Source organism: Variovorax sp. RO1, from assembly GCF_002849325.1.
Taxonomy (GTDB): Bacteria; Pseudomonadota; Gammaproteobacteria; order Burkholderiales; family Burkholderiaceae_C; genus Variovorax.
The window spans coordinates 327,265-352,638 of sequence record NZ_PKMT01000001.1 but is presented as its reverse complement, the minus strand read 5'-3'; the positions used below and the strand labels follow the sequence as shown (position 1 = coordinate 352,638).

26 protein-coding genes and 2 riboswitches are annotated in these 25,374 nt (G+C 64.8%); of the genes, 6 read left to right on the top strand and 20 right to left on the bottom strand.

Annotation, left to right across the window (positions count from 1 at the left end; genetic code table 11):
* Position 1 precedes the first annotated feature (1 nt).
* The 17 genes from CY658_RS01575 to rfbB all read right to left on the bottom strand — a co-directional run bounded on the left by CY658_RS01575 (position 2) and on the right by rfbB (position 16,028).
* Positions 2-415 carry a GtrA family protein gene (locus tag CY658_RS01575; protein WP_180838830.1) on the bottom strand — a complete coding sequence of 138 codons (414 nt, stop codon included), beginning with the start codon at positions 413-415 and terminating at the stop codon, positions 2-4.
* 10 nt (positions 416-425) lie between these two features.
* On the bottom strand, positions 426-1,343 hold the full coding sequence (locus tag CY658_RS01570; RefSeq protein WP_101488560.1) for a glycosyltransferase family 2 protein: 918 nt from the start codon (positions 1,341-1,343) through the stop codon (positions 426-428).
* Positions 1,340-2,089: a class I SAM-dependent methyltransferase gene (locus CY658_RS01565; RefSeq protein ID WP_101488559.1), complete on the bottom strand. Its 750-nt coding sequence runs from the start codon at positions 2,087-2,089 to the stop codon at positions 1,340-1,342. Before CY658_RS01565 ends, CY658_RS01570 begins: the two co-directional genes overlap by 4 nt.
* Positions 2,086-2,565 carry a GNAT family N-acetyltransferase gene (locus CY658_RS01560; RefSeq protein ID WP_101488558.1) on the bottom strand — a complete coding sequence of 160 codons (480 nt, stop codon included), beginning with the start codon at positions 2,563-2,565 and terminating at the stop codon, positions 2,086-2,088. Before CY658_RS01560 ends, CY658_RS01565 begins: the two co-directional genes overlap by 4 nt.
* Positions 2,562-3,518, bottom strand: a complete 957-nt coding sequence (locus CY658_RS01555; RefSeq protein ID WP_101490173.1) for a hypothetical protein — start codon at positions 3,516-3,518, stop codon at positions 2,562-2,564. The genes CY658_RS01560 and CY658_RS01555 overlap by 4 nt, the downstream gene beginning before the upstream one ends.
* A 10-nt stretch (positions 3,519-3,528) precedes the next feature.
* Complete coding sequence (locus tag CY658_RS01550) at positions 3,529-4,491, bottom strand: glycosylase (protein WP_101488557.1); 963 nt, start codon at positions 4,489-4,491, stop codon at positions 3,529-3,531.
* A 2-nt stretch (positions 4,492-4,493) separates the two neighbouring features.
* Positions 4,494-5,195 (bottom strand): WbqC family protein, encoded by a 702-nt coding sequence (locus CY658_RS01545; protein WP_101488556.1) that lies wholly within the window; start codon positions 5,193-5,195, stop codon positions 4,494-4,496.
* Positions 5,196-5,223: 28 nt separating this feature from the next.
* Positions 5,224-6,330: a DegT/DnrJ/EryC1/StrS family aminotransferase gene (locus tag CY658_RS01540; protein WP_101488555.1), complete on the bottom strand. Its 1,107-nt coding sequence runs from the start codon at positions 6,328-6,330 to the stop codon at positions 5,224-5,226.
* Between the two features lie 21 nt (positions 6,331-6,351).
* Entirely contained in the window at positions 6,352-8,112 is a 1,761-nt protein-coding gene (locus CY658_RS01535) for a glycosyltransferase 61 family protein (RefSeq protein WP_101488554.1), read from the bottom strand.
* 144 nt (positions 8,113-8,256) lie between these two features.
* Positions 8,257-9,201 carry a glycosyltransferase family 2 protein gene (locus CY658_RS01530; protein WP_180838829.1) on the bottom strand — a complete coding sequence of 315 codons (945 nt, stop codon included), beginning with the start codon at positions 9,199-9,201 and terminating at the stop codon, positions 8,257-8,259.
* Positions 9,202-9,214: 13 nt separating this feature from the next.
* On the bottom strand, positions 9,215-10,315 hold the full coding sequence (locus CY658_RS01525) for a DegT/DnrJ/EryC1/StrS family aminotransferase (protein WP_101488552.1): 1,101 nt from the start codon (positions 10,313-10,315) through the stop codon (positions 9,215-9,217).
* Positions 10,316-10,756: a sugar 3,4-ketoisomerase gene (locus tag CY658_RS01520; RefSeq protein ID WP_101488551.1), complete on the bottom strand. Its 441-nt coding sequence runs from the start codon at positions 10,754-10,756 to the stop codon at positions 10,316-10,318.
* Between the two features lie 19 nt (positions 10,757-10,775).
* Positions 10,776-12,404, bottom strand: coding sequence for a glycosyltransferase family 61 protein (locus tag CY658_RS01515; protein ID WP_143713521.1), 1,629 nt, complete (start codon positions 12,402-12,404; stop codon positions 10,776-10,778).
* Between the two features lie 182 nt (positions 12,405-12,586).
* Positions 12,587-13,135: a dTDP-4-dehydrorhamnose 3,5-epimerase gene (rfbC, locus tag CY658_RS01510; RefSeq protein WP_070060261.1), complete on the bottom strand. Its 549-nt coding sequence runs from the start codon at positions 13,133-13,135 to the stop codon at positions 12,587-12,589.
* Positions 13,132-14,019, bottom strand: coding sequence for a glucose-1-phosphate thymidylyltransferase RfbA (gene rfbA, locus CY658_RS01505; protein WP_101488549.1), 888 nt, complete (start codon positions 14,017-14,019; stop codon positions 13,132-13,134). The genes rfbC and rfbA overlap by 4 nt, the downstream gene beginning before the upstream one ends.
* A 42-nt stretch (positions 14,020-14,061) precedes the next feature.
* Positions 14,062-14,952 (bottom strand): dTDP-4-dehydrorhamnose reductase, encoded by an 891-nt coding sequence (gene rfbD, locus CY658_RS01500; protein WP_101488548.1) that lies wholly within the window; start codon positions 14,950-14,952, stop codon positions 14,062-14,064.
* The gene (rfbB, locus tag CY658_RS01495; protein WP_101488547.1) at positions 14,949-16,028 is read right to left on the bottom strand and encodes a dTDP-glucose 4,6-dehydratase; all 1,080 of its coding nucleotides are present in this window, start codon (positions 16,026-16,028) and stop codon (positions 14,949-14,951) included. Before rfbB ends, rfbD begins: the two co-directional genes overlap by 4 nt.
* A gap of 118 nt (positions 16,029-16,146) precedes the next feature.
* Positions 16,147-16,237: riboswitch (glycine riboswitch) on the top strand.
* A 44-nt stretch (positions 16,238-16,281) separates the two neighbouring features.
* A riboswitch (glycine riboswitch) is annotated at positions 16,282-16,388 on the top strand.
* 91 nt (positions 16,389-16,479) lie between these two features.
* Here rfbB and CY658_RS01490 point away from each other — a divergent pair.
* Positions 16,480-17,781, top strand: a complete 1,302-nt coding sequence (locus tag CY658_RS01490) for a D-amino acid dehydrogenase (protein ID WP_101488546.1) — start codon at positions 16,480-16,482, stop codon at positions 17,779-17,781.
* A gap of 19 nt (positions 17,782-17,800) precedes the next feature.
* Here CY658_RS01490 and CY658_RS01485 read toward each other — a convergent pair whose 3' ends face one another.
* The 3 genes from CY658_RS01485 to CY658_RS01475 all read right to left on the bottom strand — a co-directional run bounded on the left by CY658_RS01485 (position 17,801) and on the right by CY658_RS01475 (position 21,405).
* On the bottom strand, positions 17,801-19,081 hold the full coding sequence (locus CY658_RS01485; protein WP_101488545.1) for an FIST signal transduction protein: 1,281 nt from the start codon (positions 19,079-19,081) through the stop codon (positions 17,801-17,803).
* A 49-nt stretch (positions 19,082-19,130) separates the two neighbouring features.
* Positions 19,131-19,919: a PhaM family polyhydroxyalkanoate granule multifunctional regulatory protein gene (locus CY658_RS01480; RefSeq protein ID WP_101488544.1), complete on the bottom strand. Its 789-nt coding sequence runs from the start codon at positions 19,917-19,919 to the stop codon at positions 19,131-19,133.
* A 64-nt stretch (positions 19,920-19,983) separates the two neighbouring features.
* Positions 19,984-21,405, bottom strand: coding sequence for an aminotransferase-like domain-containing protein (locus tag CY658_RS01475; protein WP_101490172.1), 1,422 nt, complete (start codon positions 21,403-21,405; stop codon positions 19,984-19,986).
* Positions 21,406-21,526: 121 nt separating this feature from the next.
* On the opposite strand from CY658_RS01475, the gene CY658_RS01470 reads away from it, so the two are divergent.
* The 5 genes from CY658_RS01470 to CY658_RS01450 are packed head-to-tail and all read left to right on the top strand — an operon-like array spanning position 21,527 to position 25,367.
* The gene (locus CY658_RS01470; RefSeq protein WP_101488543.1) at positions 21,527-22,126 is read left to right on the top strand and encodes a LysE family translocator; all 600 of its coding nucleotides are present in this window, start codon (positions 21,527-21,529) and stop codon (positions 22,124-22,126) included.
* On the top strand, positions 22,123-23,073 hold the full coding sequence (locus CY658_RS01465) for a DMT family transporter (protein WP_101488542.1): 951 nt from the start codon (positions 22,123-22,125) through the stop codon (positions 23,071-23,073). The genes CY658_RS01470 and CY658_RS01465 overlap by 4 nt, the downstream gene beginning before the upstream one ends.
* A gap of 11 nt (positions 23,074-23,084) precedes the next feature.
* Positions 23,085-23,492, top strand: coding sequence for a VOC family protein (locus CY658_RS01460; RefSeq protein WP_101490171.1), 408 nt, complete (start codon positions 23,085-23,087; stop codon positions 23,490-23,492).
* Between the two features lie 43 nt (positions 23,493-23,535).
* Entirely contained in the window at positions 23,536-24,729 is a 1,194-nt protein-coding gene (locus tag CY658_RS01455) for an aminotransferase-like domain-containing protein (protein WP_101488541.1), read from the top strand.
* Positions 24,730-24,743: 14 nt separating this feature from the next.
* Entirely contained in the window at positions 24,744-25,367 is a 624-nt protein-coding gene (locus CY658_RS01450) for a DJ-1/PfpI family protein (protein WP_101488540.1), read from the top strand.
* The last annotated feature ends 7 nt before the right edge of the window (positions 25,368-25,374 follow it).

The window sequence follows — 25,374 nt, the reverse complement described above, 5'->3', positions numbered from 1 at the left end:
CTCACGGCGCCGAGGGTTGCTCGGCCCGCAGTGACCAGAGCCTTGCCGTCGAGAAGTTGAACAGCACCACGAACGGGATCAGCAGCAGCTGCCCATAGAACGGTGCGATGTGCGTGTTCGAGGTGAGCAGGTGCAGCATCAGCACGTTCAGCCCGACTGATACCAGGCCCGCGCCGATGTACTTGGCCAGCCGCGAGCCGAAGGTGACTTTTTCGCTCGGTTTGAAGACCCAGTAGTAGTTCAGCGTGTAGGTGAGCAGCATGCCGATCAGCGAGACCAGCACCAGCGCGATCAGGTGATTGATGCGCAGCACGACCACTGCCAGATAGAAAAGCACCAGCGTGAAGAGAAAATTCAGCCCCCCGACGACGGTGAACTTGGAGAACTGCGCGGCGAGGGTCTTGAAACGAATCACGCGCCGGACTTCAGAAGCGGTCCCTGACGATGTAGTTCGGCCGCTTGCGCACCTCCTCGTTGATGCGCCACACGTACTCGCCGACCACACCCAGCATCACCATGATGAGTCCGCCAATCAGCAAGACAGCGATCATGAGCGGCGCCCAGCCCTCGAACGGCGTGTGGCCCCGTGCCCATGCGACCACGATGCTGAGGCTGTAGAGCACGCCCAGGCCGGAAGTCAGCAGCCCCACCAGTGAGATGAACCGGATGGGCAGGTACGACGCATCCAGCATCGCGTCCAGGAAGTTCTTCAGCTTCTTGCCGAAGTTGTACTGCGACTTGCCAATGGTGCGCTTTTGCCGCTCATAGGGGATCAGGCTGGTCCGGTAGCCGGTCCACAGCAGGTCGCCCTGGAAGAACCGGTGGCGCACGTCGATGGCATTGAATTCGTCCATCACTTTGCGGTCCATCAGCACGAAGTCGAAACCACCCGACGGCATCTGAGGAATGGCCATGCGCAGCATGCCGTAGGCCAGGCTCGAATACGTCTTGGCCAGCCAGGTGTCCGCACGGTCCGTGCGATGGCAAATGACGATCTCGGACCCGGCAATCCACTTGTCGACCATCTCGGGAATCAGGTCTACCGGGTCCTGCAGGTCCGCCGAAATGTTGATAACCGCGTCGCCCGTCGCTTCCTTGAAGCCCGCCAGCATCGCGGCCATCTGGCCGAAGTTGCGCGTGAAGGTCAGGCCCTTCACGTTCGGGTCGCTCGCGCGGAGCTTGCGGATTTCTTCCAGCGAGCCGTCGGTCGAACCATCATCGATGAAGATCACCTCGTACTGGTGTGCCTTGAGGCGGTCTGCGAAAACGCTGGCGATCTTCTCGTGCGTCTTGGAGATCGCGCCCTCGTTCTGGTAGACCGCGACGACGAAGGAGACTTTCATTTTTTGGGCCCGCGCTCGCACATCAGGAAGATGCTCGAGCACAGGTCGGGGTAGACCTGCCCGAGTTGGTAGCAGCCTTCCAAGTACTCCTTGGAAATGATGTCAGTCTTCAGCAAGCGGTCCCACTGGAAGTTCGCCAGCGCCTTGAAGAAGATGCCGCTTCGGTGCACCACCCGCAGCCCGGCGGCGACTGCATCGCGCTCCAGCGTGTCCAGCGAATAGGTGCACAGGTGGCCGTGCTGCGCCTCGGCGGGCGTGACCGCCGCGTTGTGGGTGATCAGGCCCATCTTCACGGCGATCTGCCGCGAAGGCGCATTGGCATTCGGGCACACGAGGAAGAAGCGCCCATCCTCGCTCAGCCACTCGTCGTTGATGCGCTTGAGCACCTTGACCGGATCGTCCAGGTGTTCGAGCACGTGCGTGAGCACGATGTTGTCGTAGCGGTGCGGCAGCGTCGCGTCCTCGAAACGGGAGTGGATGAACTGCGCCTTGTCGCCCAGTCGCTTCTTCGCCTCGTTGAGTGCGACCTCGGAGGCCTCGACGCAGGTCACGTCGTCGAAGCGCGCCACCAGGCGCCGAGTGAAGTCGCCTTTGAAGCTGCCCAGTTCCAGCACCTTGCCAGGCCGGATGAACGGCTCGAACGACCGCAGCATGTACGGGTGCATGACGTCGAAGTCGAAGCCATACGCATACTGGTGGTCGGCTGTGTCCGCGATCTCTTTGTCGTAGTTGCGTTCTGTGCTCATTTTTTATCCCCACCCGTCGCCGGGCGCTCCATGCTGATCAATTCGCCGGTCTTCGATGCCGGGACGAAGCCCATGCGGGTGTACAGGCGGACCGCCGCCTCGCTGCGCTGATTGACTTCGAGCCTGTAGCGCCTTGCACGAGGAATGTCCATGCGATCGAAGCAGCCTTGCAGCAGCCGCTGCGCCAGGCCTGTGCCCCGGCACAAAGGCGCGACGCTGACGTTGGTCACGAAGACGTCGAGCCCCGGATTGTCGTACACCGCGACCAGCCCGACGAGGCCCAACTGTGCGTCCCAGGCTTCGAAGCGGACCGCCTTGCTCGCGATTTTTTCGGCATAGGCCGCAATGTCCACGCGCCCCGCGAGCGGCGGCGCGAAGCTGTCGCTGCACTCCCGCAGATGGCGGGCGATCTCGTCCGCCGGGGCCCGGTTGACCGTCAGTTCAAAGCGCCCCTGCTGTGTCATCTTCTGCGTCACTCGAGCACGGCAAGCCCGAAGCCGTGGCGCCCGAACTCGTTGCCGTTGTAGAGCAGGTAGACCTTGTCCTTGAAAGTGAAGGCGTGCGGGTAGCACTGCATGTCCGAATCCCAGTCCGCTTCGGGGATGTCCAGGCGCGGGGTGTCGTCGTCGCGAGTCCAGTTCGAGAGGTCGTCCGACCAGGCGTGGCCGATGCGGTAGCCCCGGCCCTTGGTCGCACGGAAGTCGAATGACTGGCGAAAGCAGAAGAACATGTGGAATCGGCTGCCGATCCGGACGACCGTCGGCAGCGCCTGGCTCTCGTCGGGGCCCAGGCTGTCGGAAACGATCTGCCGAGCCTCTTCCTTGGCCCAGTGGATCCGGTCGATCGAGGTGGCGTGGCCGATCTTGTAGGTGCGGTCGGGCGCAGCGCCGTCGGCGTACTGCTTCCAGCCGGTGCCGAAGATGTACCACATGTGAAACACGCCATCGACCGGGAGCACGAAGGCATCGCCCACGAGGCAGGGCTCGTGCAGCGACGCGCCCATGACGGGGCCGTGGCCGAGCTTGGTGAAGGTCAGGCCGTCGTCATGGCTTTCGGCCAGGCCGACCGCGGTATCGACCGATACGGACACGCGCCGGTTCCAGCCGCAGGTGAAGGCCGAAATCTTGCCGTCGTGGCGCACCACGTTGATCGGAAAGATGCCGTGCTCGTCGAAGCTGCCCAGTTCGCCCAGCGGGACGACGGGCTTGTCGGCCACGCGGAGGATGGTGCGCAGGTCAGGTCCGACGTCGACGAACGCGACGTGACTCAGGAACTTGCCGTTCTTCGGGTCAACGGCGCGTGTCGAGAAATAGATCCGCACGAAGTCGTCGAAGACCAGCGTCTGCGGCGACTGCGCGAACTGCACGCAACCGTTGGGAAGCGCGTGTTCCGTCGGGTCGAATATCTTGCCCAGCCTCTTCCACTTCATCGCCATGTCCTTACTCCAGCTTTCCGTCGAGCACTGCGAGGCCGAAGCCCTCGCGGCCAACCTGGTTGCCCAGGTACGCCATGTAGACCTGCCCGTCCACTTCGAAAACGTGCGGGTAGCTGATCATTTCCGAATCCCACCCCTCGTTGGAGATGTCGATTCCCGCCTTGTCATCGTCGCGCGTCCAGTGCAGCAGGTCGGGGCTGGAGGCATAACCGATGCGGTAACCAAAGGTCTTGCCGCGGTAACCGGCGCTGTACCGGTAGCAGAAGAACATGTGGTACTTGCCGTTGGCAAAGAACACGTCGGGGCTGGCCTGAGCCTCGTCTTCCTCGATGCGGCTTTCGATGAGGTCGCGGTCTTCCTTGTGCCAGGTGACGCCGTCGTCGGAGATTGCCATGCGGATCTTGTAGACCGGCTCGGCCCGGCCGTCGACCACCTTCCATTTGCGCCCGGCGATGTACCAGAGGTACCAGCGATCGTTGAAGCGGCGGATCTTCGGGCCGCTCATCACGAAGGGCTCGTTGGGCGAGTACCCGATCACCGGCCCGAGGCCGAGCTTGGTGAAGGTGTTGCCGTTGTCGTGGCTGATGGCCCCGCCGATGGCCACGTTGAACGGAACCGACTCGCAGCGCGTCCACCCCGCGTAGTAGGCGCGAACGTCCGCGCCGTCGCGCGCCACCGACACCGGGTAGACGCCGAACTCATCGAATGCACCCAGCGGCCCCAGCGGCAGGATCGGGTTCGCGCTGACGTTCAGTACCTTGAACAGGTCGCGGCGGTCCAGGTCGACAAAAGCCGAGTAGCTCACGTACTGGCCCTTGGCGTCGGCCTTGGGCCTGCACGAGAAATACACGCGCACGAAGCCATCGAACAGCAGGGTCGCGGGCGCTTGCGCAAACTCGTTGAGCCACTCGCGGCCGTGTTGAGGGCCAGGGCTGAAGACCTTGCCCAGTTTTTTCCACTTGAACATATTCAGATCAATTCGAATTTCGGCAGCAACGAGTCTCTGATCTCGTTGGCTGGATTGAACATCATGACGTCGACCATCGACAGCCACGGCACGAACGGGTCCTTGCCGAACTGCCGGTACTCGATAGGCAGGGACCGGATGAACTGCAGCGCAATGCCCTCCTGGGCGAAACGCTCGCGCGAGTACAGCTCCAGGCCGCCGATGGTGTTGATGTAGGTGTCGGCATGGCAGGCCGCGCAGATGGCGAGCACACGGTCTTCACCCTTCCACGCATGATCGGCCGGCACGCCTGAAGAAATCTCGATGGGCGTCGTGATGCCGAGGTATTTGCAGGTCTGGACGATCGAGCCGTGGATGTAGCGAAAGAGGTTCGTCTCCTCGTTCATGACGAGCGATCGCAAGAGCTCGATGCAGGGCTCGAAGTACGGCGCGGACCGGTACGCGCCAATGAACTGGTTCAGCAGCTTCTGCCGGTTGAAGTCTGTGGCCAGCTCGCGCTCGACGACGTCCAGCGCATCAGAGTCCTTCTTCAGCGGCAGCGAGAAGACGGCATCCGCGCCCCCCTGCAGCAGCCGGTTGCGATTGATCCAGCCCTTCTTCGTGTACTTGATGTTGTCGTACACCACGAACAGGTCCACCGCCGCGATCAGCTGGAAGTAGCCGATGTACGGCAGGAAGTACGGCTGCATGATCCCGACCTTCATCGTGCCTCCCTCCGTTCTTTGGACGCGCTCACAGCGTCGCGATCAGGTCAACGATGCGTTCGACCTGGTCGAAGCCCAGGTCGGGATAGATCGGCAGGCAGAGGATGCGGTCCGCCGCGCGGCTCGCGTTCGGCAGTTGGTCGCGACTGGCCGTTGGGAGACCGCGGTACATCGGGAACTCGGAGATCAGCGGATAGAAGTAGCGGCGCGGGTGGATCTCGTGCGCCTTCAGTTGGGCATAGAGCTCGTCACGCGACAGGCGGTACTCCGGCCCCACGAGGATCGGGAAGTACGCAAAGTTGGCCACCGATTCGCCGGCATCGGGAAGGCACACGATGCCCGGTACGCCGGCGAGCAAGCGCCGGTAGGCGCCGTCGATGGCCCGACGCAGATCCAGCGCGGTGTGCAGGTGCTTCAACTGCAGCAGGCCCAGCGCGGCATTGAATTCACTCATCTTGCCGTTGATGCCGGGTGCCACCACGGTGACTTCGCCCACATGGCCAAAGTTCTTGAGCTGGTCGATGCGCGTCTTGGTGGTCGCGTCCTTGCAGACGATCGCGCCGCCCTCGAAAGTGTTGAAGACCTTGGTTGCGTGAAAGCTCAGCACCGACATGTCGCCGTGCCTCAGGATGCTGCCGCCCTCGTCCTGCACGCCGAAGGCATGCGCCGCGTCATAGATCACGCGCAGGTTGTAGGTGTCGGCGATCGTCTGAATGGCCTGGGTGTCGCAGGGATGGCCGTAGCAATGCACCGGCATGATCGCCGTCGTCTGCGGCGTGATGAGCGCCTCGATGCGCGCCGGATCGAGATTCAACGTGCGCGGGTCGACGTCTGCGAAGACGGGCTTGATGCCGTTCCACAACAGCGAGTGCGAAGTGGCCACGAACGAGTACGGCGTGGTGATGACCTCGCCCGTGATGCGCATCGACTGGAGCGCAGTGACCAGTGCGATCGTGCCGTTGGTGAAGAGCGCGATGTGCTCCACGCCCAGGTACTCGCACAGCGCCTTCTCCAACTGCTGGTGAAACGGCCCACCGTTGGTGAGGATCTTGTTGTCCCAGATCTGTTGCAGGTAGGGCAGGAACTCGTCCAGCGGTGGCAGGTAGGGCTGGGTCACGTACACAGGCTTGGTCATGGGCGTTTCTTCTTTTGAACCTCAGGAGCCCAGCATGGCGAGCACTTTCGCGCGCACCCTGTCCGCCGGGACGACATAGTCGGAATGCTTGAAGCTGGTACTTTCGGTGGCTTCACCTTCCATGAACTCGGGCTTGAAGCCGAGATCAAGGATGGGGCCCAGCCAGCCGCCCCAGTTGAAGCTGTTCTGCTGGCCCAGGATCAACGCCTTCACATTGGTGGCCGCGAAGATAAGGCTGTTGAGCGCGGAGCCGTTGGGCGCGACGATGAACTCGGCTTCGCCGAAGGTCCGCACCTGGTGCGCGAAGTCGTACTCCTCCAGGAAGATGGACTCGAAGCCCAGGTCCTGCAGCCGCTCGATGATTTCTGCTTCGTTGCGCAACAGCCGCCAGGCGCTGTTCTTTCGCGACAGGAACAGCCTGCGTGAACGCTGGGCGGGCAGCGGATACCGCGCTGCCATCTTGTCCTTGATGTACTGCATCGACTCCGCAGACCATGACGCCTGGTGCTCCGGGGGGACCGTATGGTCGCGAAACAGCTCGACCGGAAAGAAAGTCGTCGTCGGCGCCACATGAAGGCATCCGACGTTCAGCGCGTGCCCGGTCTCCAGGCGATACAGCGGGTTTCCGACCAGCGCGGCGATGAAGTCGAAATGAGATGCAGGCATCTCGGCATCAACGATGATCGGCAGGCTCGAGAAGCGCGGAAGCTTCTCGAAATGGCGAAGCTTCGGGAGAAACTCGGCGAACCAATGGCCATACGCATTGCTCGCGAGGCCGGACAACATGATCCCCTCGTCGAGATGCGCGGTGGTGCCGATGGGTGCCAACAGCAACGCATCCGACCGCTGTGCCAGCACGGTCTTGTCGTACGCCAGGCTGACCTGGTTTCCATACAGCTCGTCTGCCAACACATCGGACACCACGCAGTCATCGCCCACATAGACCAGACTGGACGCGCTGACGATCCGCGCATTGCGCAGTTCGGCGAGATAGGGCTGGCTGGCGAGCACGTGCTGTTCGTGCGGGTCGCTCGCGTAGACCTCGGTCGGTGCGACGAGGCGTATCGAAGGCGGCGCTCCCAGGCTCTGGTAGCCCTCCCGGTTTTCGAGCGCCCAGTCCTTCGCGGAACGAATGCGCCTGAACGACGGCCTTTGCCCCTCGTCGGCCCCCTCCATTTGCTCGAGCATGCGCGCCAGATCGGCATCCCGGCGCCAGAAGAACAGGAACTTCAAGGCCAGTGGCAATGGCAGCTTGTCATTGGCGTACAACATGTCGAAGAGCCGGGAGAGTGCAGCGCCTTCGTCGCGGTCTCCTCGCGCCATCGCCATCTTCATCGCGGCCTCGAACGGCTCGACGATCGACTCTGCGGGCAGCTCGCAACATCTCATGTACAGGGACACCGCCTCCCCGGAATGACCCATGGCGCCCTCGGTGTGCGCAAGCAACAGGTTGGCGTAGTAGTCGTTGCCATTCAAGGCGACTGCGGCACGGAGGTACTCCCGTGCATCCGCGTGCTGCTGCATCTGGGCGTAGGCATGCCCCAGGAAAAGCGACGCCACGAAATTCGATTCCGGCACGTCGATCACGGCGCGACAAAGGCTGATGGCCTCGTCGAATCGCCGCTCTCCGGCCAGCGCCATCCACTTGGCGTGTTCGGCGTAGATGTCGACCTTCCGCACAGCCTCAGGAGGCGCTGCGACAGGCGCCGGACCGAGAGGTTGGCGTGCATCCACCGCTGAGGGGGATCGGCCCGTCAGCCTTCGAATGATTCTGGACAGCATGAGATGAGATTGTTCCTGCGTTGGGGAGCCCGGCGATCACCGGAGAAACCCGTCAATCCGTGCGAGCACGTTGAAGACTGCTTCGGCGCCTTCAGGCCGATCGTTCATCCTCGGTCACGGCGGTTTTCTTCAGCATCGCTCCCCTCACACAGCGTTCAGGGCGAATCGGGTGAGGTTGAGGCCGAAACGCTCGGCCTTGGCCAGAAAAGCAGGGTCTTCCGCCAAGGTCACGAGATGTTCCACCCCCATCATGCGTATTTCTTCCCGGGGATGAGACAGGAGAAAGAGAGCCTTGTCGAACGAGGTCAATGGCGTGTCAGGGTTGGCCACCGGTTCGAAGAGGCTGGGAAACGCGCGCCGAAGCTCTGCCGGCGCCCCGGTATCCAGCAGCGACCTGAAGATCGGGATGGACTCCGCCGTCGACGCAAAGTTTGCGCGCGTCGACGAGAGGTTGGCCGAATGCCGGCGATAGCGAACGACACGCGGCCCTGCCTCTGCGAGCTTCAATCCGGAGGCCGCGGCGCGCAGCCAATAGTCGTAGTCCTGCAACTGGATGAGGCCGGGGCGGAAACTCCCGGTTTTCCGAACCGCCTCGCGACGCATGAACGCGGTCGGCGCGCACAGGAAATTGCCTTCCAGCAACAAGGTGCGCAGCAGCGGCTGTACAGGCCGCTCGTCGAAGAACACCGGAAACGACTCGTCGGCCAAGGGCCCCCCTTCTGCGTCGATGAGGAACGGCTTCGAGAACACGATGTCGTTCGACGTGGCCTGCAGGAGTTCCAGTTGGATGTCGATGCGGTCCTCGACGCACACATCGTCGCCCCCCAGAAGCGCAATGAACGCCCCATCGGCCGCCGCAAGTCCCTTGTTGATGGCCGACGAGGGTCCGCCATTTTTTTGGTGCAGCAGAACGATCCGGTTGCCGAATTCGGTGGCCAGCAGTTCGGCTCCGCCATCGGTCGAACCGTCGTCCACAACAACCACCTGAAGATTCCGATGGGTTTGCCTCAGGGCGCTGTCCACCGTTTCAACGACGAACTTCACCTGGTTGAAGATGGGGATGACGACAGTGACCAGCGCCGACGACATGCAACGCGCCCTGTCAGGAGAAGAACTTGCGGATATGTCCAACCACGGCATCCACCTGCTCCGGCTTCATTTGCGGCCAGATGGGAAGCGACAAGGTCTCGTTCGCCGCGGCGGTCGCCAGCGGCAGGCTGTCGGCCGGCAACCCAAGCTCGGCGTAAGCGCCCTGCATGTGCGGTGCAATGGGGTAGTGCACGAGCGTCTGGACGCCCTGTGCCGTCAGGTAGGCCGACAGTTCGGCACGGCGTCCCGTGCTGACCACGTACAGGTGGAAAACGTGCGTGCTGTCCGCGGGCACGAACGGCGTGCGAAGGTCGCCCACACCTTCCAGCCCTTGCGAATACCTTGCGGCCAGCGCGCGGCGCTGGTCGTTCCATGCGTCGAGGCGGCCCAGCTTCGCGCGCAGCAGCGCGGCCTGCAATTCGTCGAGGCGGGAGTTCACGCCGGCAACCTCGTGCACGTACTTCTGGCTGGAGCCGTAGTTGCGCAGCATGCGCAGGTTGGCCGCCAGTTCGTCGTTGTCGGTCACCACGGCGCCCGCGTCGCCCATCGCACCGAGATTCTTCGTCGGGTAGAAGCTGAACGCAGCCGCGTCGCCGAGCGAGCCTGCGCGCTTGCCGTTGTGGGTCGAACCGTGCGCCTGGGCCGCATCCTCCAGGACAAAAAGTCCGAGCGGTCGCGCAATCGCGTTGATCGCATCCATCGCTGCAGGCAGGCCGTACAGGTGCACCGGCATGATGGCCTTGGTCTTGCTCGTCAACTTCTCCTTGATCCGGGCCGGGTCCATCAGGTAGGTCGCCGGATCGATTTCGACCGGAACCGGCGTAGCGCCGACCATCGAAACCCCCAGCCACGATGCGATGAACGTCTGGGAAGGAACGAGGACCTCGTCGCCTGCCTTGATGCCCCGCGCGCGCAGAGTCAGCGCCAGCGCATCGAGCCCGTTGCCCACGCCGATGCAGTGCTTGACGCCGCAGTAGGCCGCAAACTCCTTTTCGAAGGCCGCGACCTCGGGGCCCATGATGACGTGGCCACTGTTCATGACCCTCGAAAAGGCCTGCTGGAAATCGTCGGCCAACTCGGCATGGCCGGCATGAATATCAAAAAATGGGGTCATTTATTTACCTTTTCGCGCCACAGAAATGAATTCTTCGTAGTTTCTGATGTAGTCGGATTCTTCGTATCTCATCGAGGCAAGAACCAGACAGACGGCACCAGAAGAAAAATTGTTCAACTCTCGCCACACCAAGGATTTCATGAAAATCCCTTGGAATGGCCTGTTGCAGGTGACTGTTCTTCTTTCGTACCCATTGTCGAGAACGACGTCAAAACTACCCGCAACAGCAATGATCAATTGCTGCAATTGATGATGTGCATGCCCACCCCGGGCTTCGCCCGCGGGAACGTCATACAAATAATAGACCCGCTGAACATCAAAAGGAATGTGACGCCCCCCTTCGATGAACGTCAAATTTCCCCGCGGATCGGTCAAACGCTCCAGGTCAAGTATTTCTACAGCGCTGTCGAGCGAAAATTCAGGAGTTTTGGTTTCTTTCATCGGCAGTCCCTTTGCTCTTTTATTCCTCGTCGGAAATTGCAGCAATCACTGCATCTTCATCGACATGGTAGTCATCGTGTACGCTGTAAATGTCATCTCGCACATACGCGCGCGGCCCCTGAACAATTCTTACCTCTGCGCCGGAAACCCGACCGAGGAGTTCCCAGAAATAGAGCTGATGACTGGGATGATCGGAAGCAAGAACGATCACTTTCACTCCAGGCTTGCACCAGACCATGTTGGTCATCTGCGCCCCGGTAGGCCCCACAATCACTTCAGCGTCTTGGAAGGCCCGGATTTGCGCCTCAAGATCCAATTCATCGGTGTGCACCACCTCGAATCCGAGTTTCTCGACGCGGGATTCTATTTCTCGCTGATTCAAAAGCTTTCGATAACTTCCATTGCGTGCGGCAAAGATCTTTCGCCCTCGCGAAAGATCTTTCGTCGCAAAAGCGCGTTGGCATCTTTCCACGCCCGCACGAATTCGATTGACATCGAGCCCCGTCTGGCGAGCCATTTCACCACCGTGATAGGCATCCACAACCGAAGTCATATCAGAGGGATAGTACATCTGCTTCGCGCGATACAAGGTCCCCGACTCCAGCAGAATGACCGGGCGTTGATCGAGATTGGCCAGTTCAAGCAGCTTCGCGATGTTGGGGTGAAGGCCTTCTGTGCAAAGAAAAGGCACATCCAAAGGCACACCAGCCTCTTCCGCCAGCAGCATTCTTGGAAGCGTTTCTGCAATGAAATGAAAGTAATTATTTTCATACTCATGCATGATGTGAAATCCGCGCTCTATCCAAGCGGCCTGCCGCGCGTTCACCTCGATGTGCAGATGCCCAGGTGTCGATGAGCGCTTCGCCTTTCCATATTTGATGGCGGCGCCCTCCCTGCACAGAAAATGGGCGTTTTCGTCATGCAGCACGAAATCCGTCGGCCCAATCAGATAGCGGGTGCCGGCAATGGCCGTCGCGTCATTGATTTCGGCAACAAATCCGACCTTCGGATAATCCGGGGGGCCATCGAGGCCCTCGCAAAACCCGGGCGCAACGCGGTGAAGAATCCGTCCCACGTCACCAGTCCGAGACGCCAAGGAAAACACCGAGCCCACGGGCAAATCGACCGAGCAAGGCCGAGCCGCATAGGAAGGCGCCAACGCTCCCAGAAATTCGGACAAGGCGGAAACAGAATCGAAATGCGCCAGTCGTGCCGGCAAACGCCCCTCGGCCGCACCGAATTTCAAATAGTGCAGCAGTGGGCTCAATTGCGTGGCAGCAACGTCGGGGTATTCATCCAGATACCACTGCGGATCGAATCTCACGCTGGGCGCATCCCCGGTGCGCTCCCCAATTTCGAGATAGTGAGCCAGCGGGTTCTTTTCCGCCGCACGCAATTCGGGATGGCGATCCAGGTACCAGGTGGTATCAAACATGGGATTGGGATTCCCTCTCAGGAATCCCCCCCCCAGATAGTGCTCCCACGGGTTGGCAATCAGTGCACGGTCCGGCAGCCCCTTGAGGTACCAAGCCGCGTCGAAAAGCTCCGCCAGCTGCGGCGTCTTGCGCGGCAGCCGCTTGCGAAGCGCCCCTTTGGCGGCGTCCAGCAAGCTCTCTTTCTTTTCATTGATGGCAGGCGAACTTTTCACGGCTGCGCGGCCCTCATGTCGTCCCGACGGCCGATGGTGATCCCCTTGCACAGGCACCCGTACGCGACCAGCCCGTTGAAGTCAGCAAGTTGTCTCATCTGGAATTGGAATATTTTTGAGATGGCCCGCGTGGGAAGGGCTCTGAAGAAAACGCCGCAAACCGGCTGCTGGTCGACCTGTGTTCAGCCGGGAATTTCGGCGCTCAGAAAGGTCGGCGCTGCAGCGTCCTTGGCGGACAGCTTCGGCGCGATGCCCGTGTCAGGCCACTCGATCGCCAACGTGGGGTCGTTCCAGGCAATGCAGCGCTCGTGCGCCGGCGCGTAGTAGTCCGTCGTCTTGTACAGAAAATCAGCCGACTCGCTGAGCACCAGGAAGCCGTGCGCCAGACCCGGCGGAACCCACAACTGCCGATGGTTGTCTTCCGACAGTTCACTGCCCACCCATTGCCCGAAGGTCGGAGACGACCGGCGGATGTCCACCGCCACGTCGAACACCGCACCGCGAACCACGCGCACCAGTTTTCCCTGTGGTTGCTGCACCTGGTAGTGAAGGCCTCGCAAGACCCCCTTGGTGGAGCGCGAGTGGTTGTCCTGAACGAAGTCGACGCGCTGGCCGACGGCTTCGTCAAAAGCCTTCTGATTGAAGCTCTCGAAGAAAAACCCGCGGGCGTCGCCGAACACCTTGGGTTCGATCAGCAACACGTCGGCAATGGCCGTCTGCGTGACCTTCATGAGCGCACACCTTCGGCCAGCAAATGGCTGAGGTACTTGCCGTAACCATTCTTCTGCAATGGTGCTGCAAGCTTGGCCAGTTGCTCGTTGTCGATGAACCCATGGCGCCACGCGATCTCTTCGGGGCACGCGATCTTGAGCCCCTGCCGATGCTCCAGCGTCGCAATGAACTGCCCCGCCTCGAGCAGGCTTTCATGCGTGCCGGTATCGAGCCAGGCGTAGCCGCGCTGCATGATCTGCACATTGAGCTGGCCGAGGTCGAGGTACGCCTGATTGACAGCCGTGATCTCGAGTTCGCCTCGCGGGCTCGGCTTCACCGCCTTGGCGATGTCGATGACCTGGTTGTCGTAGAAATACAGGCCGGTCACCGCATAATTGCTCTTGGGCTTGAGCGGCTTTTCCTCGATGCTGCTGGCCTTGCCCTGCGCGTCGAATGCGACCACGCCATAGCGCTCCGGATCGTGCACGTGGTACGCGAAAACAGTGGCTCCTGCGTCTTGCGCGTCGGCTCCGCCCAGCAGATGGGCAAAGTCATGCCCATAAAAGATGTTGTCCCCCAGCACCAGCGCGCTCGGCGAATTGCCCACGAACTTCTCGCCGATGATGAACGCCTGCGCCAGGCCATCGGGACTCGGCTGCACCGCGTACTGCAGGTTCATGCCCCACTGGCTGCCGTCTCCCAACAGCTGCTGAAAGCGCGGCGTGTCCTGCGGCGTGCTGATGATCAGGATGTCGCGCATGCCGCCGAGCATCAGCGTGCTCAGCGGGTAATAGATCATCGGCTTGTCGTACACCGGCAGGAGCTGCTTGCTCATGGCGAGCGTGGCCGGGTGCAGGCGGGTGCCGGAGCCACCGGCGAGGATGATGCCTTTGCGTTGCGTCATGGGGGTCTTCTTCTGTAGGGGGCCGGAAAAATCAGTCGGTCGTCAGAGCGTCTCGCGCAGCATGCGCGCCACGCCTTCCTGCCATGGCGGCAGGCGCAGGCCGAAGGTGGTCTGCAGCTTGGAGGTGTCGAGCCGCGAGTTGTGCGGCCGCGTCGCGGGCGTCGGGAAGGCGCTGGTGGGCACGGCTTCCACGGCCTCCGGGCCGGCCTTGAGTTCGACACCGGCTTGCTGCGCCATCTCGAGCACGAAGCGCGCGTAGCCGTGCCAGCTGGTCTCGCCGCCGGCGATGGCGTGGTACAGCCCGGCCTTGGCCGGGTCTTGCAGCGTGGCGCGGATGGCGTGCGCAGTGATGTCGGCCAGCAGCTCAGCGCCGGTCGGCGCGCCGAACTGGTCGTCGATGACGGTCAGCTTGTCGCGCTCCTTGGCCAGGCGCAGCATGGTCTTGGCGAAGTTGCCGCCGCGTGCCGCATACACCCAGCTGGTGCGAAAGATGAGGTGCTTCGCGCAGTGCTTGGCCACCAGCTGCTCGCCTTCGAGCTTGGTCTGGCCGTACACGCTGAGCGGGCCGGTCGCGTCGTCTTCTTTCCAGGGCTTGGTGCCGCTGCCGTCGAAGACGTAGTCGGTGGAGTAATGCACCATCAGCGCGCCGATCTGCTGCGCCGCCTCGGCCACCACGCCGGGCGAGGTGGCGTTGAGCTTGCGCGCAAAGTCGGGCTCGCTCTCGGCCTTGTCGACGGCGGTGTGCGCGGCGGCATTGACGATGACGTCAGGGCGCACGGCCCGCACCGTCTCGGCCAGCTGCTCGGGACGGCTGAAGTCGGCGTGGAAGTCGGTGCTGTCGAAATCCAGCGCGACCAGTTCGCCGAGCGGCGCGAGGCTGCGCTGCAGCTCCCAGCCGACCTGTCCACCCTTGCCAAGCAGCAACAGCTTCATGCGGCGGCCTTCGCCGTCGTGGCGTCGTATTGCTTCTCGACCCATTCGCGGTACGCGCCGCTTTGCACGTTGCGCACCCACTCGCCGTTCGCGAGGTACCACTCGACGGTCTTGCGGATGCCGGTGTCGAAGGTCTCGGCGGGCTTCCAGCCAAGCTCGGCCTCGAGCTTGCGTGCATCGATGGCGTAGCGGCGGTCGTGGCCCGGGCGGTCCGTGACGTAGGTGATCTGTTCCTTGTACGGCTTGCCGTCGGCGCGCGGGCTCAGTTCGTCGAGCAGCGCACACACGGTGTTGACGATCTCGATGTTGGGCTTCTCGTTCCAGCCGCCGACGTTGTAGGTCTCGCCGAGCCGGCCGGCTTCGAGCACGCGGCGGATGGCGCTGCAGTGGTCCTTCACGTAGAGCCAGTCGCGCACCTGCATGCCGTCGCCGTACACGGGCAGGTTCTTGCCGGCCAGTGCGTTGACGATCATCAGCGGGATCAGCTTCTCGGGGAAGTGGAACGGGCCGTAGTTGTTCGAGCAGTTGGTGGTGACCACCGGCAGGCCGTAGGTGTGGTGCCAGGCGCGCACGAGGTGGTCGCTGGCGGCCTTGCTGGCCGAGTACGGGCTGTTGGGCTCGTACTTGTTCTCTTCGGTGAAGGCCGGGTCGGTCTTGGAGAGCGAGCCGTAGACCTCGTCGGTCGACACATGCAGGAAGCGGAAGGCCGTCTTCTGGTCGGCCGGAAGCGCGTTCCAGTAACCGCGCACGGATTCGAGCAGGCGAAAGGTGCCGAGCACGTTGGTCTGCACGAAGTCTTCGGGGCCGTGGATGGAGCGATCGACGTGCGATTCCGCGGCAAAGTTCACGACGGCCCGCGGTTTGTGCTCGGCCAGCAGGCGGTCGAGCAGTGCGCTGTCACCGATGTCGCCTTGCACGAAGACGTGGTTCGCGTTGCCCTTGAGCGATGCGAGGGTCTCGAGGTTGCCTGCGTAGGTCAGCTTGTCGAGGTTCACGACGGGCTCGTCGCCCTGCGCGATCCAGTCGAGCACGAAATTGGCGCCAATGAAGCCTGCGCCGCCGGTAACCAGGATCATGAAGTCCCCCGCCTGTAGAAAAAAGTTTGCTTTACGGAAAATTAACAGTCAATTATCCCATCGGCGTGACGTGCCGATGTACAGGGCTTGGCCGGCTTGCGGGGCCCGCCTACAATCACAAACAATTGCAGGAGAGCGGGCCTCCACGGAGGCCCTACCGAAGGCGCAAACTCCCATAAACGCTCAGGTCGGCCCGACGAAGTTCCAAGTGCAAACAAGGAACAACGGCAAGGGGTCAGTACTGCACTCATCGATACAGCCGTCTGGAGAGCCGCCACGCCACGTGGCGCACCGAAGGAGCAAACCCGCTGCGGGTGCAGCAGGGTGAATCTCTCAGGTACCGAGGACAGGGGGAGCGGCAACTTGGACATCGGTCGTCCGGTTGCTTGCTATTTATTCAATAGCACTCCACGCCCGCCGTTCAAGCGCTGCAACCTCAAAGGTACTTGAAATGCGCGTGATCGTTCTTGGCGCCGGCCTGCTCGGCGTGACTTCGGCTTACTACCTCCAGCAACTCGGCCACGAGGTGACCGTGATCGATCGGCAGGCCACCCCGGCCGCCGAAACCAGCTTCGCCAACGGCGGCCAGATCTCGGTCAGCCATGCCGAACCGTGGGCCAATCCGAGCGCGCCGCTGAAGGTGCTGCAATGGCTCGGCAAGGAAGATGCGCCGCTGCTTTTCCGCATCCGCGCCGACATGCGCCAATGGCTCTGGGGCCTGCAGTTTTTGCGCGAATGCACCCCCGCGCGCACCCGCCACAACATCGAACAGATCGTGCGTCTCGGTACATACAGCCGGGAAATGTTGCAGCAATTGCGTCGAGACACCGGCCTGAGCTATGACCAGCGCACGCAAGGCATCCTGCACTTCTATACGACGCAGAAGGAATTCGACGGCGCCCTCAAGCCTTCCGAGCAGATGCGTGCACTGGGCTGCGAGCGCTTGGTCATCTCGGCCGACGAGGCCATCAGGATCGAACCCGCCCTCGCCCACATCCGTCCGCAACTCGCCGGCGCCACGTACACCGCAGAAGACGAGTCGGGCGATGCCAACCGCTTCGCGCGCGAGCTCGTGAAGCTGGCCGAAGCGGCCGGCGTGAAGTTCCTCATGAGCCACACCGTGACCGCGCTGCGCGAAGCCGGTGGCAGCATCGACCACATCGAGGCGACCGACAACGAAGGCCGCTTCCAGCGCATCCGCGGCGATGCCTTCGTGCTCGCGATGGGTTCGCTGAGCCCGCTGTACGCCGCGCCGCTGGGCATCCGCCTGCCGATTTACCCGGCCAAGGGCTACTCCGTGACGCTGCCCGTGAAGGACGCATCGAAGGCGCACCAGGTCTCGCTCACCGACGACGAATACAAGCTGGTGTTCTCGCGCTACACGTCGGAGTCGGGCGACCGCCTGCGCATCGCCGGCACGGCCGAACTCAACGGCTACGACCGCGACCTGAACCGCGTGCGCTGCGAAGCGATCGTGCGACGCGTCGAAGAACTCTTCCCCGGCGCCGGCGACACCGAGCGCGCGCAGTTCTGGACCGGCCTGCGCCCGGCCACGCCGAGCAACGTGCCGCTGATCGGCAAGACCAAGCTGCCGAACCTGTTCCTCAACACGGGCCACGGCACGCTCGGCTGGACGCACGCCTGCGGCTCGGGCAAGTCGATCGCGCGCATCGTGAGCGGGCTCGCACCCGAGGTCGATTTCGCGTTCGCCGGCATGCCGGCACCCGCACCGCGCGCGTTGCAACCAGCCTGAACGCGACCGGCGCCGGATCTCAGTCCGGCGCAGTGAACACCGTCAGCACGCCGGTGTAGCCATACAGGTGGTGGCGTGCAATTTCGCCGGCGGCGAAGAAGCCGACCAGCGGCACGTCGCCCAGCGCATGCCGCACGATCTGCAGCTCGGCGCCCGGTGCACCGAAGTGCGGACCGCCGCGCCCCGAGCAGCTCACGTACACCGCGCCCGCGATGCGCCGCGCCGGATGCGGCGCGGCTTCGGCCTCGCCGGCGGCCACGGCGCGCGCGGTGGCCAGCGTCTGTTCTTCGGGCTCGAGTTCTTCGCGGATCTCGGCGCAGATGCGCATCAGGTCGGCGCGTGCCGCCTGCGCGTTGCGGCGGCAGAAACTCAGCCGCATGCCGGCCTCGGCGTTGTCGGCGATGGCGATGCCACGGCGCGTCGGGTCGAGGCCGATGATGTGGCGCACCAGCACGTCGGCGCCCAGGTCGCCGGTGCGGCGCAGGCCGTCGCTGCCCGCGTCGGCCAGGCCGACCAGCGTGTTGCGCACGGCGTCGATGGCTTCCTGCGGCCGGTCGAGCGACACCTGCAGGTCGGCCAGCAGCACGTCGAGCGCCGGCTCGCCGTCGAGCGACAGCAGCAGGTTGCCGTCGGCCTCGGTGATCTCGCGCTCGCGTGCGCCGCCGGTGCGCAGCGGCTGGCAGCCCTGCGTGACGCGCGACACCAGCCGCACGCCCTCGCCGAACACCACGCCCGACAAGCCGCCCGAGAACACACCGCCCGCCGCGCCGTGGCCGCGGATGTTGCCGTTGCCGCCGACCGCGAACTGCAGCGCCCCGCCGCGGCCGGACGAGAGCCCGCCGAACAGGTAGCCGGTGTCGGTGCGACCCGCCATCTCGCCGATGAGTTCGCCCAGGTCGGGCGTGGCCGGGTCGGCATGCACGAGCGCGGTGTGTGCCTCGAAGCCGCTCATTTCAGAGCTGCCCAGCGGCGCCACACCCGAGAACACGCGGTACTGGTCGCTCGGCAGCGCGCACAGCATCAGGCTCAGGCCGGGCTCGTCGAAATACTCGGCGTTGTTGGCCGACACGCCGATGCCGACGGTGCCCGACCAGTCGGTCACCTCGGGCAGCTCGGCGCTCAGGTGATCGAGGATCTCCTGCGCCTCGCTCGCGTAGTGGTCGGTGATGTAGAGCAGCCCGAGCGTCGGGTTCGACGCGTAGTCGGGCAGCGCCATCTGCGCGCGCAATTGGGCCAGCACGAGGCCGGCGGCCATGCGCCATTGCGGGTGGGTGGCATGGCCGGTGGGAAACAGTTTCATGGTGCGTACCGACCCGTGCGTCGTCGTCTGAAGAGGTGGCTATAAGACGTCAGCGCCGGCCGGAGGTTCGCTTGCGCGCGGCGGCGGACGTGGTTTTCTTGCGCGCGGCGGGTGCCGGCGCGGCTTTCTTGGGTGCGGTCTTCTTCGGAGCAGCCTTGGCGGCCGGCTTGCGCGCCGCCGTCACCTTGCCGATAGCCTGCTCCACGGCGTCGGCCAGCGGCTGCGCCATGGCCGGCACCTTGAGCTGCGCTGCGTCCTGCAGCGCCGTGCTCGCGATCTGCTGGAACTGTTCGGTGAGCGAGCCCCACCATTGCATCGGGTCGACCCCGCCGGCTGCACCGTTGGACGATGCAGACCTGGCGCGCGACTTCTTCTTCGGCGCCGGGGTTTCTTCTTCTGCTTCGTCTTCCTCGGCCTCGTCGAACTCTTCTTCCTCTTCCTCGACGGCTTCCGGTTCGGGCCGGGGTGCGGGGGCTGCAGCGGCAGGGGCCGGCGCGGGCGCCATGGCCGCAGCCTGTTTGGTGAACGCGCTGGCGATATCTTCCATCCGCACGTTCATGCCGCGCAGGGTCGACAGCGTCATCTTCTGCACCTCGAGCGCCTGGATGGTCGCCTTGAGCGCGTGGCCGTTCTGTTCGAGCCAGTACTGGACCGTCTTCAATTCCTGGATGCGCTTGTCGACCTCTTCGACGCTCATGGTGGGCGCGACCCAGCTGGCGAGGCTGGGGATGCCGGGCACCGACCCTGAGCCCGCTGCGGCACCGCCGGCGAGGTTCTTCAGGAAGTCGAATCCGGGGACGAACTGGCTGAAGTCGAAGGGTTTGCTGGCGTTGCTCATGCGGGAGGTCTCCTGGCTGGGTTTTCTTGTGCTGGCAGCTTACTCCAAGCCCTTCGCGAGCGAATCAGAGCTGGTCCCTGACCCGGCTGAAAACCTTCCAGAACGCCGCGTCCTGCGAGGTCGCGAAATTGATCCGCATCATCGTGCTCGGCGGGCGCCGCGCATGGAACAGCGAACCCGGCGCGAGCAGGTAGCCCTGGTCGAGCATGCGTTGCGTGAGCGCGTCGGTGTCGACGCCCGTGTCGACCCAGCCGAACAGCCCCGCGGGCTCCGAGGCGAAGGTGCAGCCGTGCGACATGGCGAGCTTCACGGCGCGGCCGCGCGCGCCGTCGAGCCGGATGCGCACGCGCTCCGAATGGCGGCGCAGTTGGCCCTGGTCGATGCACCACGACAGCGCCCGCTCGAACAGCGTGGGCGAGGTCAGCGTGGCCAGCAGCTTGGTCTCGAGCAGCCGTTCTTTCAGCGCGGGCGAAGCAGCCAGGAAGCCGATGCGCCAGTTGGGCGCCAGGATCTTCGCGAAGCCGCTGACGTAGATGGTGCGCTGCAGCCCGTCGAGCGCACTGAGCCGCGTGGCGTGCTCGGGCGCGAGGTGGCTGTAGGTGTCGTCCTCGACGATGTGGAAGTCGTGCTCGTTGGCCAGCTTGAGCACGCGGTGCGCGCTGCCCGGCGTGAGGCTGTAGCCGGTCGGGTTGTGCAGCACGCTCACGCTGACGAAGAGCTTGGGGCTGTGCAGCTTGCAGTACTGCGCCATCACGTCGAGGTCGGGCCCGTCGGCGCGGCGCGGCACGGGCAGGATGCGCATGCCCAGCGCCTCGAGGCGCGCGAACTCCAGCGCCCAGCCGGGCTCCTCGACCATCACGGGATCGCCCGCGCGCAGCAGCGTGCGGCTCACGACGTCGAGCGCGTGCGTGGCGCCGATGGTGGTGACGATCTGGTCCGGCCCGGCCGGCACGTTGATGCGCACCAGCTTCTGCGACAAGCTGCGGCGCAGCGCGAGGTCGCCCGAAGGCTCGCCGTATTGAAGCGACAGTTCCTGCAGCGCCGACGTGGTCGTCACGCGGCGCACCGCGGTCGCCAGGAAGGTCGAGGCCATCCAGTCGGGCGGGAACACGCCCATGCCCGGCTGCGGCTTGTCGCTCGGGCGGTGGAACATGCTGCGGATCAGCGAACTGGCGTCGGCCGGTACGCGCGAGGCCATCATCGGCGGGACCTCGGGCGCGGCATGCGCCGGGTTGCGCGAACTCTCGGGCACGGGCGCCGCGTCGCGCACATAGAAGCCGCGCTGGCGGCGCGCCTCGACCAGGCCTTGCGCGAGCAGCTGGTCGTACGCGGCAACCACGGTGTACGGGCTCACGCCCTGCTGGCGCGCGCATTCGCGCACCGAAGGCAGGCGCGCGCCGGGTGCCAGCAGCCGGTTGCGGATGCGCTCGGCGAGGCGGTCGGCCAGCTGCCCGGTCAGGGACTGGGTGGAGGTTCGGGTCAGCATCGGGTCGGTCTGCATCGCACAAAGACTGCGGTGTGTGTCGAAGGAATGACCAATACAGATTTCAGATTTGTTCGATCATCTGTATTGGAACTGTAATGGTCCAAAGTTTAGAGTCTGTGACATGAACTGGCAAGAATTCACCGCGCTGCTGGTGTTGGCCACGGCGATGAGCTTCTCGCCCGGTCCCAACACCACGCTCTCCACCGCCCTGGCGGCCAACGGCGGCCTGCCGCGCGCCATGCGCTTCGTGGTCGCGGTGCCGGTCGGCTGGACCTTGCTGCTCGCGATCTGCGCGGCCGGCCTCGGCGCGCTGGTGGTGGCGATGCCGCCGCTGCGCCTGGCGATCAAAGGGCTGGGCATCGCCTACCTGCTGTGGCTGGCCTACAAGCTCAGCGGCAGCGCAAAGCTCGGCAAGGCCGACAACGCCAGCCTCTCGGTCGGGTTCACGCAGGGCGTGATGCTGCAGTTCGTGAACATCAAGGCCTGGCTGCTCGCGCTTACGCTGGTGGCCGGCTGGATCGCCGGCCAGCCCGACGCGCTCGCGCGCTTCGCCATCGTCGCGCCCGTGATGCTGACCTATGCCTTCGCGAGCAACTTCGCCTACGCGCTGGTCGGCGCGCTGCTGCGCGAGTGGCTGGCCAAGGGCACGCGCCTGCTGTGGTTCAACCGCGCGATGGGCCTGATCCTCGTGCTCACAGCCTGGTGGATGGTGAGCGTATGAAGCTCGCCCTCAAGGACGAAACGCTGGGCATGTGGCTCGGCGTCGTGGGCGTCGCGCTGTTCGCCGTCACGCTGCCGATGACGCGGCTGGCCACCGGCACGCAAGAGGCGCCTCAGCTGTCACCGTGGTTCGTCACGCTCGGGCGCGCGGCGCTGGCGGGCGTGCTGTCGGCCATCTTCCTGCTGGTGACGCGTTCGCCGCGCCCGGCGGCGCACCAGTGGAAGCCGCTGGGCATGGCGGTGCTGGGCAACGCCGTCGGCTACCCGCTGCTGCTGGGCTACGCGCTGCGCGTGGTCACGGCGAGCCACGCGGCGGTGGTGACGGCGCTGCTGCCGCTGGTCACGGCCGCGGTCGCGGCCTGGGTGCTGCACCAGCGCGCGCGGCTGGGCTTCTGGCTCTGCGCCGTCGCGGGCAGCCTGCTGGTGGTGGTGTTCTCGGTGCTGCGCGCGCAGCAGAGCGGGCACGGCTTCGGTTTCGAATGGGCCGACCTGCTGCTGGTCGGCGCGGTCATCGCGGCTTCGGTCGGCTACATCTACGGCGCGCAGGTCACGCCCGCGCTCGGCGCCGAGCGCGTGATCTGCTGGGTCTGCGTGATGGCGCTGCCCGTGTCGCTGCCCGCCACGATCGCGCTGTGGCCGCAGCAGCCCGTGGCCCCGTCGGCCTGGGTCGGCTTCACCTACGTGGGCATGTTCTCGATGTGGATCGGTTTCTTCGCGTGGTACCGCGGCCTGGCCCTGGGCGGCGCGCTGCGCGTGAGCCAGACGCAGCTGCTGCAGCCCTTCCTGTCGATCCTCGCGTCGATCCCGCTGCTGGGCGAACCGCTCGACGTGGTGACGCTGGGCTTCGCCGCCGCCGTGGTCGCCACGGTGGTCGTGGGCAAGCGGCTGTCGCAACCGCAGGCCGCGCCCGCTGTGCCGCGCGGCGCCGAGTCGCAGGCCAGGAGCTGACGACGATGACGCTGTTCAGCCATGTCACCGTCGGCTGCACCGACCTGTCGCGCGCCGCCGCCTTCTACGACGCGGTGCTCGCGCCGCTCGGCCTCATCCGTCGCCCCGTGACGCCCGACGGCGGCCCCGACGCCGCCTGCTGGATCGTGCCGGGCCAGACGCTGCCGCGCTTCTACGTGTACATCCCGCTGGACGGCGAACCCGCCAGCGCCGGCAACGGCAGCATGGTCGCGTTCTGCGCGCCCTCGCCGCAGGCCGTTCACGCCGCCCACGAGGCGGCCCTGCGCCACGGTGGCCGCGACGAAGGCGCGCCCGGTCCCCGCCCCCGTTACGGGCAGGGCTATTACGGCGCCTACCTGCGCGACCCGGACGGCAACAAAATCCATGTCGTGCACCGTGGCGACATCCCGTCCCCCTGACTCACACTCGCTCCTCTCATCTGCAGAAAGAAGAAAGCCTCCCATGAACTGGAAACTCGCCGCCCGCGCCGCCAAGATGAATCCTTCGGTGCTGCGTGAAATCCTCAAGGTCACCGAGCGCCCCGGTATCATCAGCCTGGCCGGCGGCCTGCCCTCGCCCAAGACCTTCCCCATTCAAGAATTCGCCGACGCCTGCGCCGAAGTGCTGCACACCGACGGCGCGGCCGCGCTGCAGTACGCCGCCAGCGAAGGCTACGCACCGCTGCGCCAGGCCGTGGCCGACATGCTGCCCTGGGACGTCGACGCCTCGCAGGTGCTCATCACCACCGGCTCGCAGCAGGGCCTCGATCTCGTGGCCAAGGTGCTGATCGATCCGGGCAGCAAGGTGCTGGTCGAAACGCCCACCTACCTGGGCGCGCTGCAGGCCTTCGGCCCGATGGAGCCGCACCCCGTGGGCGTGGCCAGCGACGACGACGGCGTGGTCGTCGACGACCTCGTGAGCAAGGCCGCCGACGCGCGCTTCGTCTATCTGCTGCCCAACTTCCAGAACCCCACCGGCCGCACCATGACCGAGGCGCGCCGCGCCGCCGTGTCGGCTGCCGCCGCTGCCGCCAACCTGCCGATCGTCGAAGACAACCCCTACGGCGAACTCTGGTTCGACGAAGCCCCGCCACTGCCGCTGGCCGCGCGCAACCCCGAGGGCGTGATCTACCTGGGCTCGTTCTCGAAGGTGCTGGCCCCGGGCCTGCGCCTGGGCTTCCTGGTGGCGCCGAAGGCCATCTTCCCCAAGCTGCTGCAGGCCAAGCAGGCGGTCGACCTGCACACGCCGATCTTCACGCAGCGCATGGTCTCGGCCGTGATGCGAGACGGTTTCCTCGACCGCCACGTGCCCACCATCCGCGCGCTGTACAAGCGCCAGCGCGACGCGATGATCGCCGCGCTCGCGCGCGAGATGGCCGGCCTCGATGTGAAGTTCAACGCCCCCAAGGGCGGCATGTTCCTGTGGGCGCGCCTGCCCGAGGGCATCGACACCGTGACCTTGCTGCCCAAGGCGGTCGAGCGCAACGTGGCCTTCGTGCCCGGCGCGCCGTTCTACGCGGGCGAAGGCGATCCGCGCACGCTGCGCCTGTCCTTCGTGACCGCCAGCGTCGAAGAGATCGACACCGCCATCGCCGCGCTCGCCGTCACGCTGCGCGAAGAGCTGGCGCTGCTCGCCCCTTCCCCCGCTCACGCCTGAACCGGCCCACGACCATGCACATCGCCATCCTCACCTTCGACGGCTTCAACGAGCTCGACTCGCTGGTCGCGCTCGGTGTGCTCAACCGCGTGAAGAAGCCGGGCTGGCGCGTGACACTGGCGTCGCCCAGCGCCACCGTGACCTCGATGAACGGCGTCACGGTGCACGCCACCGCGACGCTTGAGTCGGCCTGCGAGGCGGGCGCGGTGATCGTCGGCAGCGGCATCCGAACGCGCGAGATCGCCGCCGATGCGGGCCTCATGGGCGTGCTGCGCGGGCTCGACCCGTCGCGCCAGCTCATCGGCGCGCAATGCTCGGGCACGCTGCTGCTCGCCAAGCTCGGCCTGCTGGGCACGGTGCCGGCCTGCACCGACCTCACGACCAAGCCGTGGGTGCAGGAGGCCGGCATCGAGGTGCTCAACCAGCCCTTCTTCGCGCGGGGCAACGTGGCCACCGCGGGCGGCTGCTTCTCGGCGCCCTACCTCGCGGCGTGGCTCATCGCGCGCACCGAAGGCATCGAGGCCGCGAAGAGCGCGCTGCACTACGTCGCGCCGGTCGGCGAGAAAGACGACTACGTGGCGCGCGCGATGCGCAACATCGAGCCGTACCTGCAGACGCAGCAACCGGCCACGGCCTGATTCACGG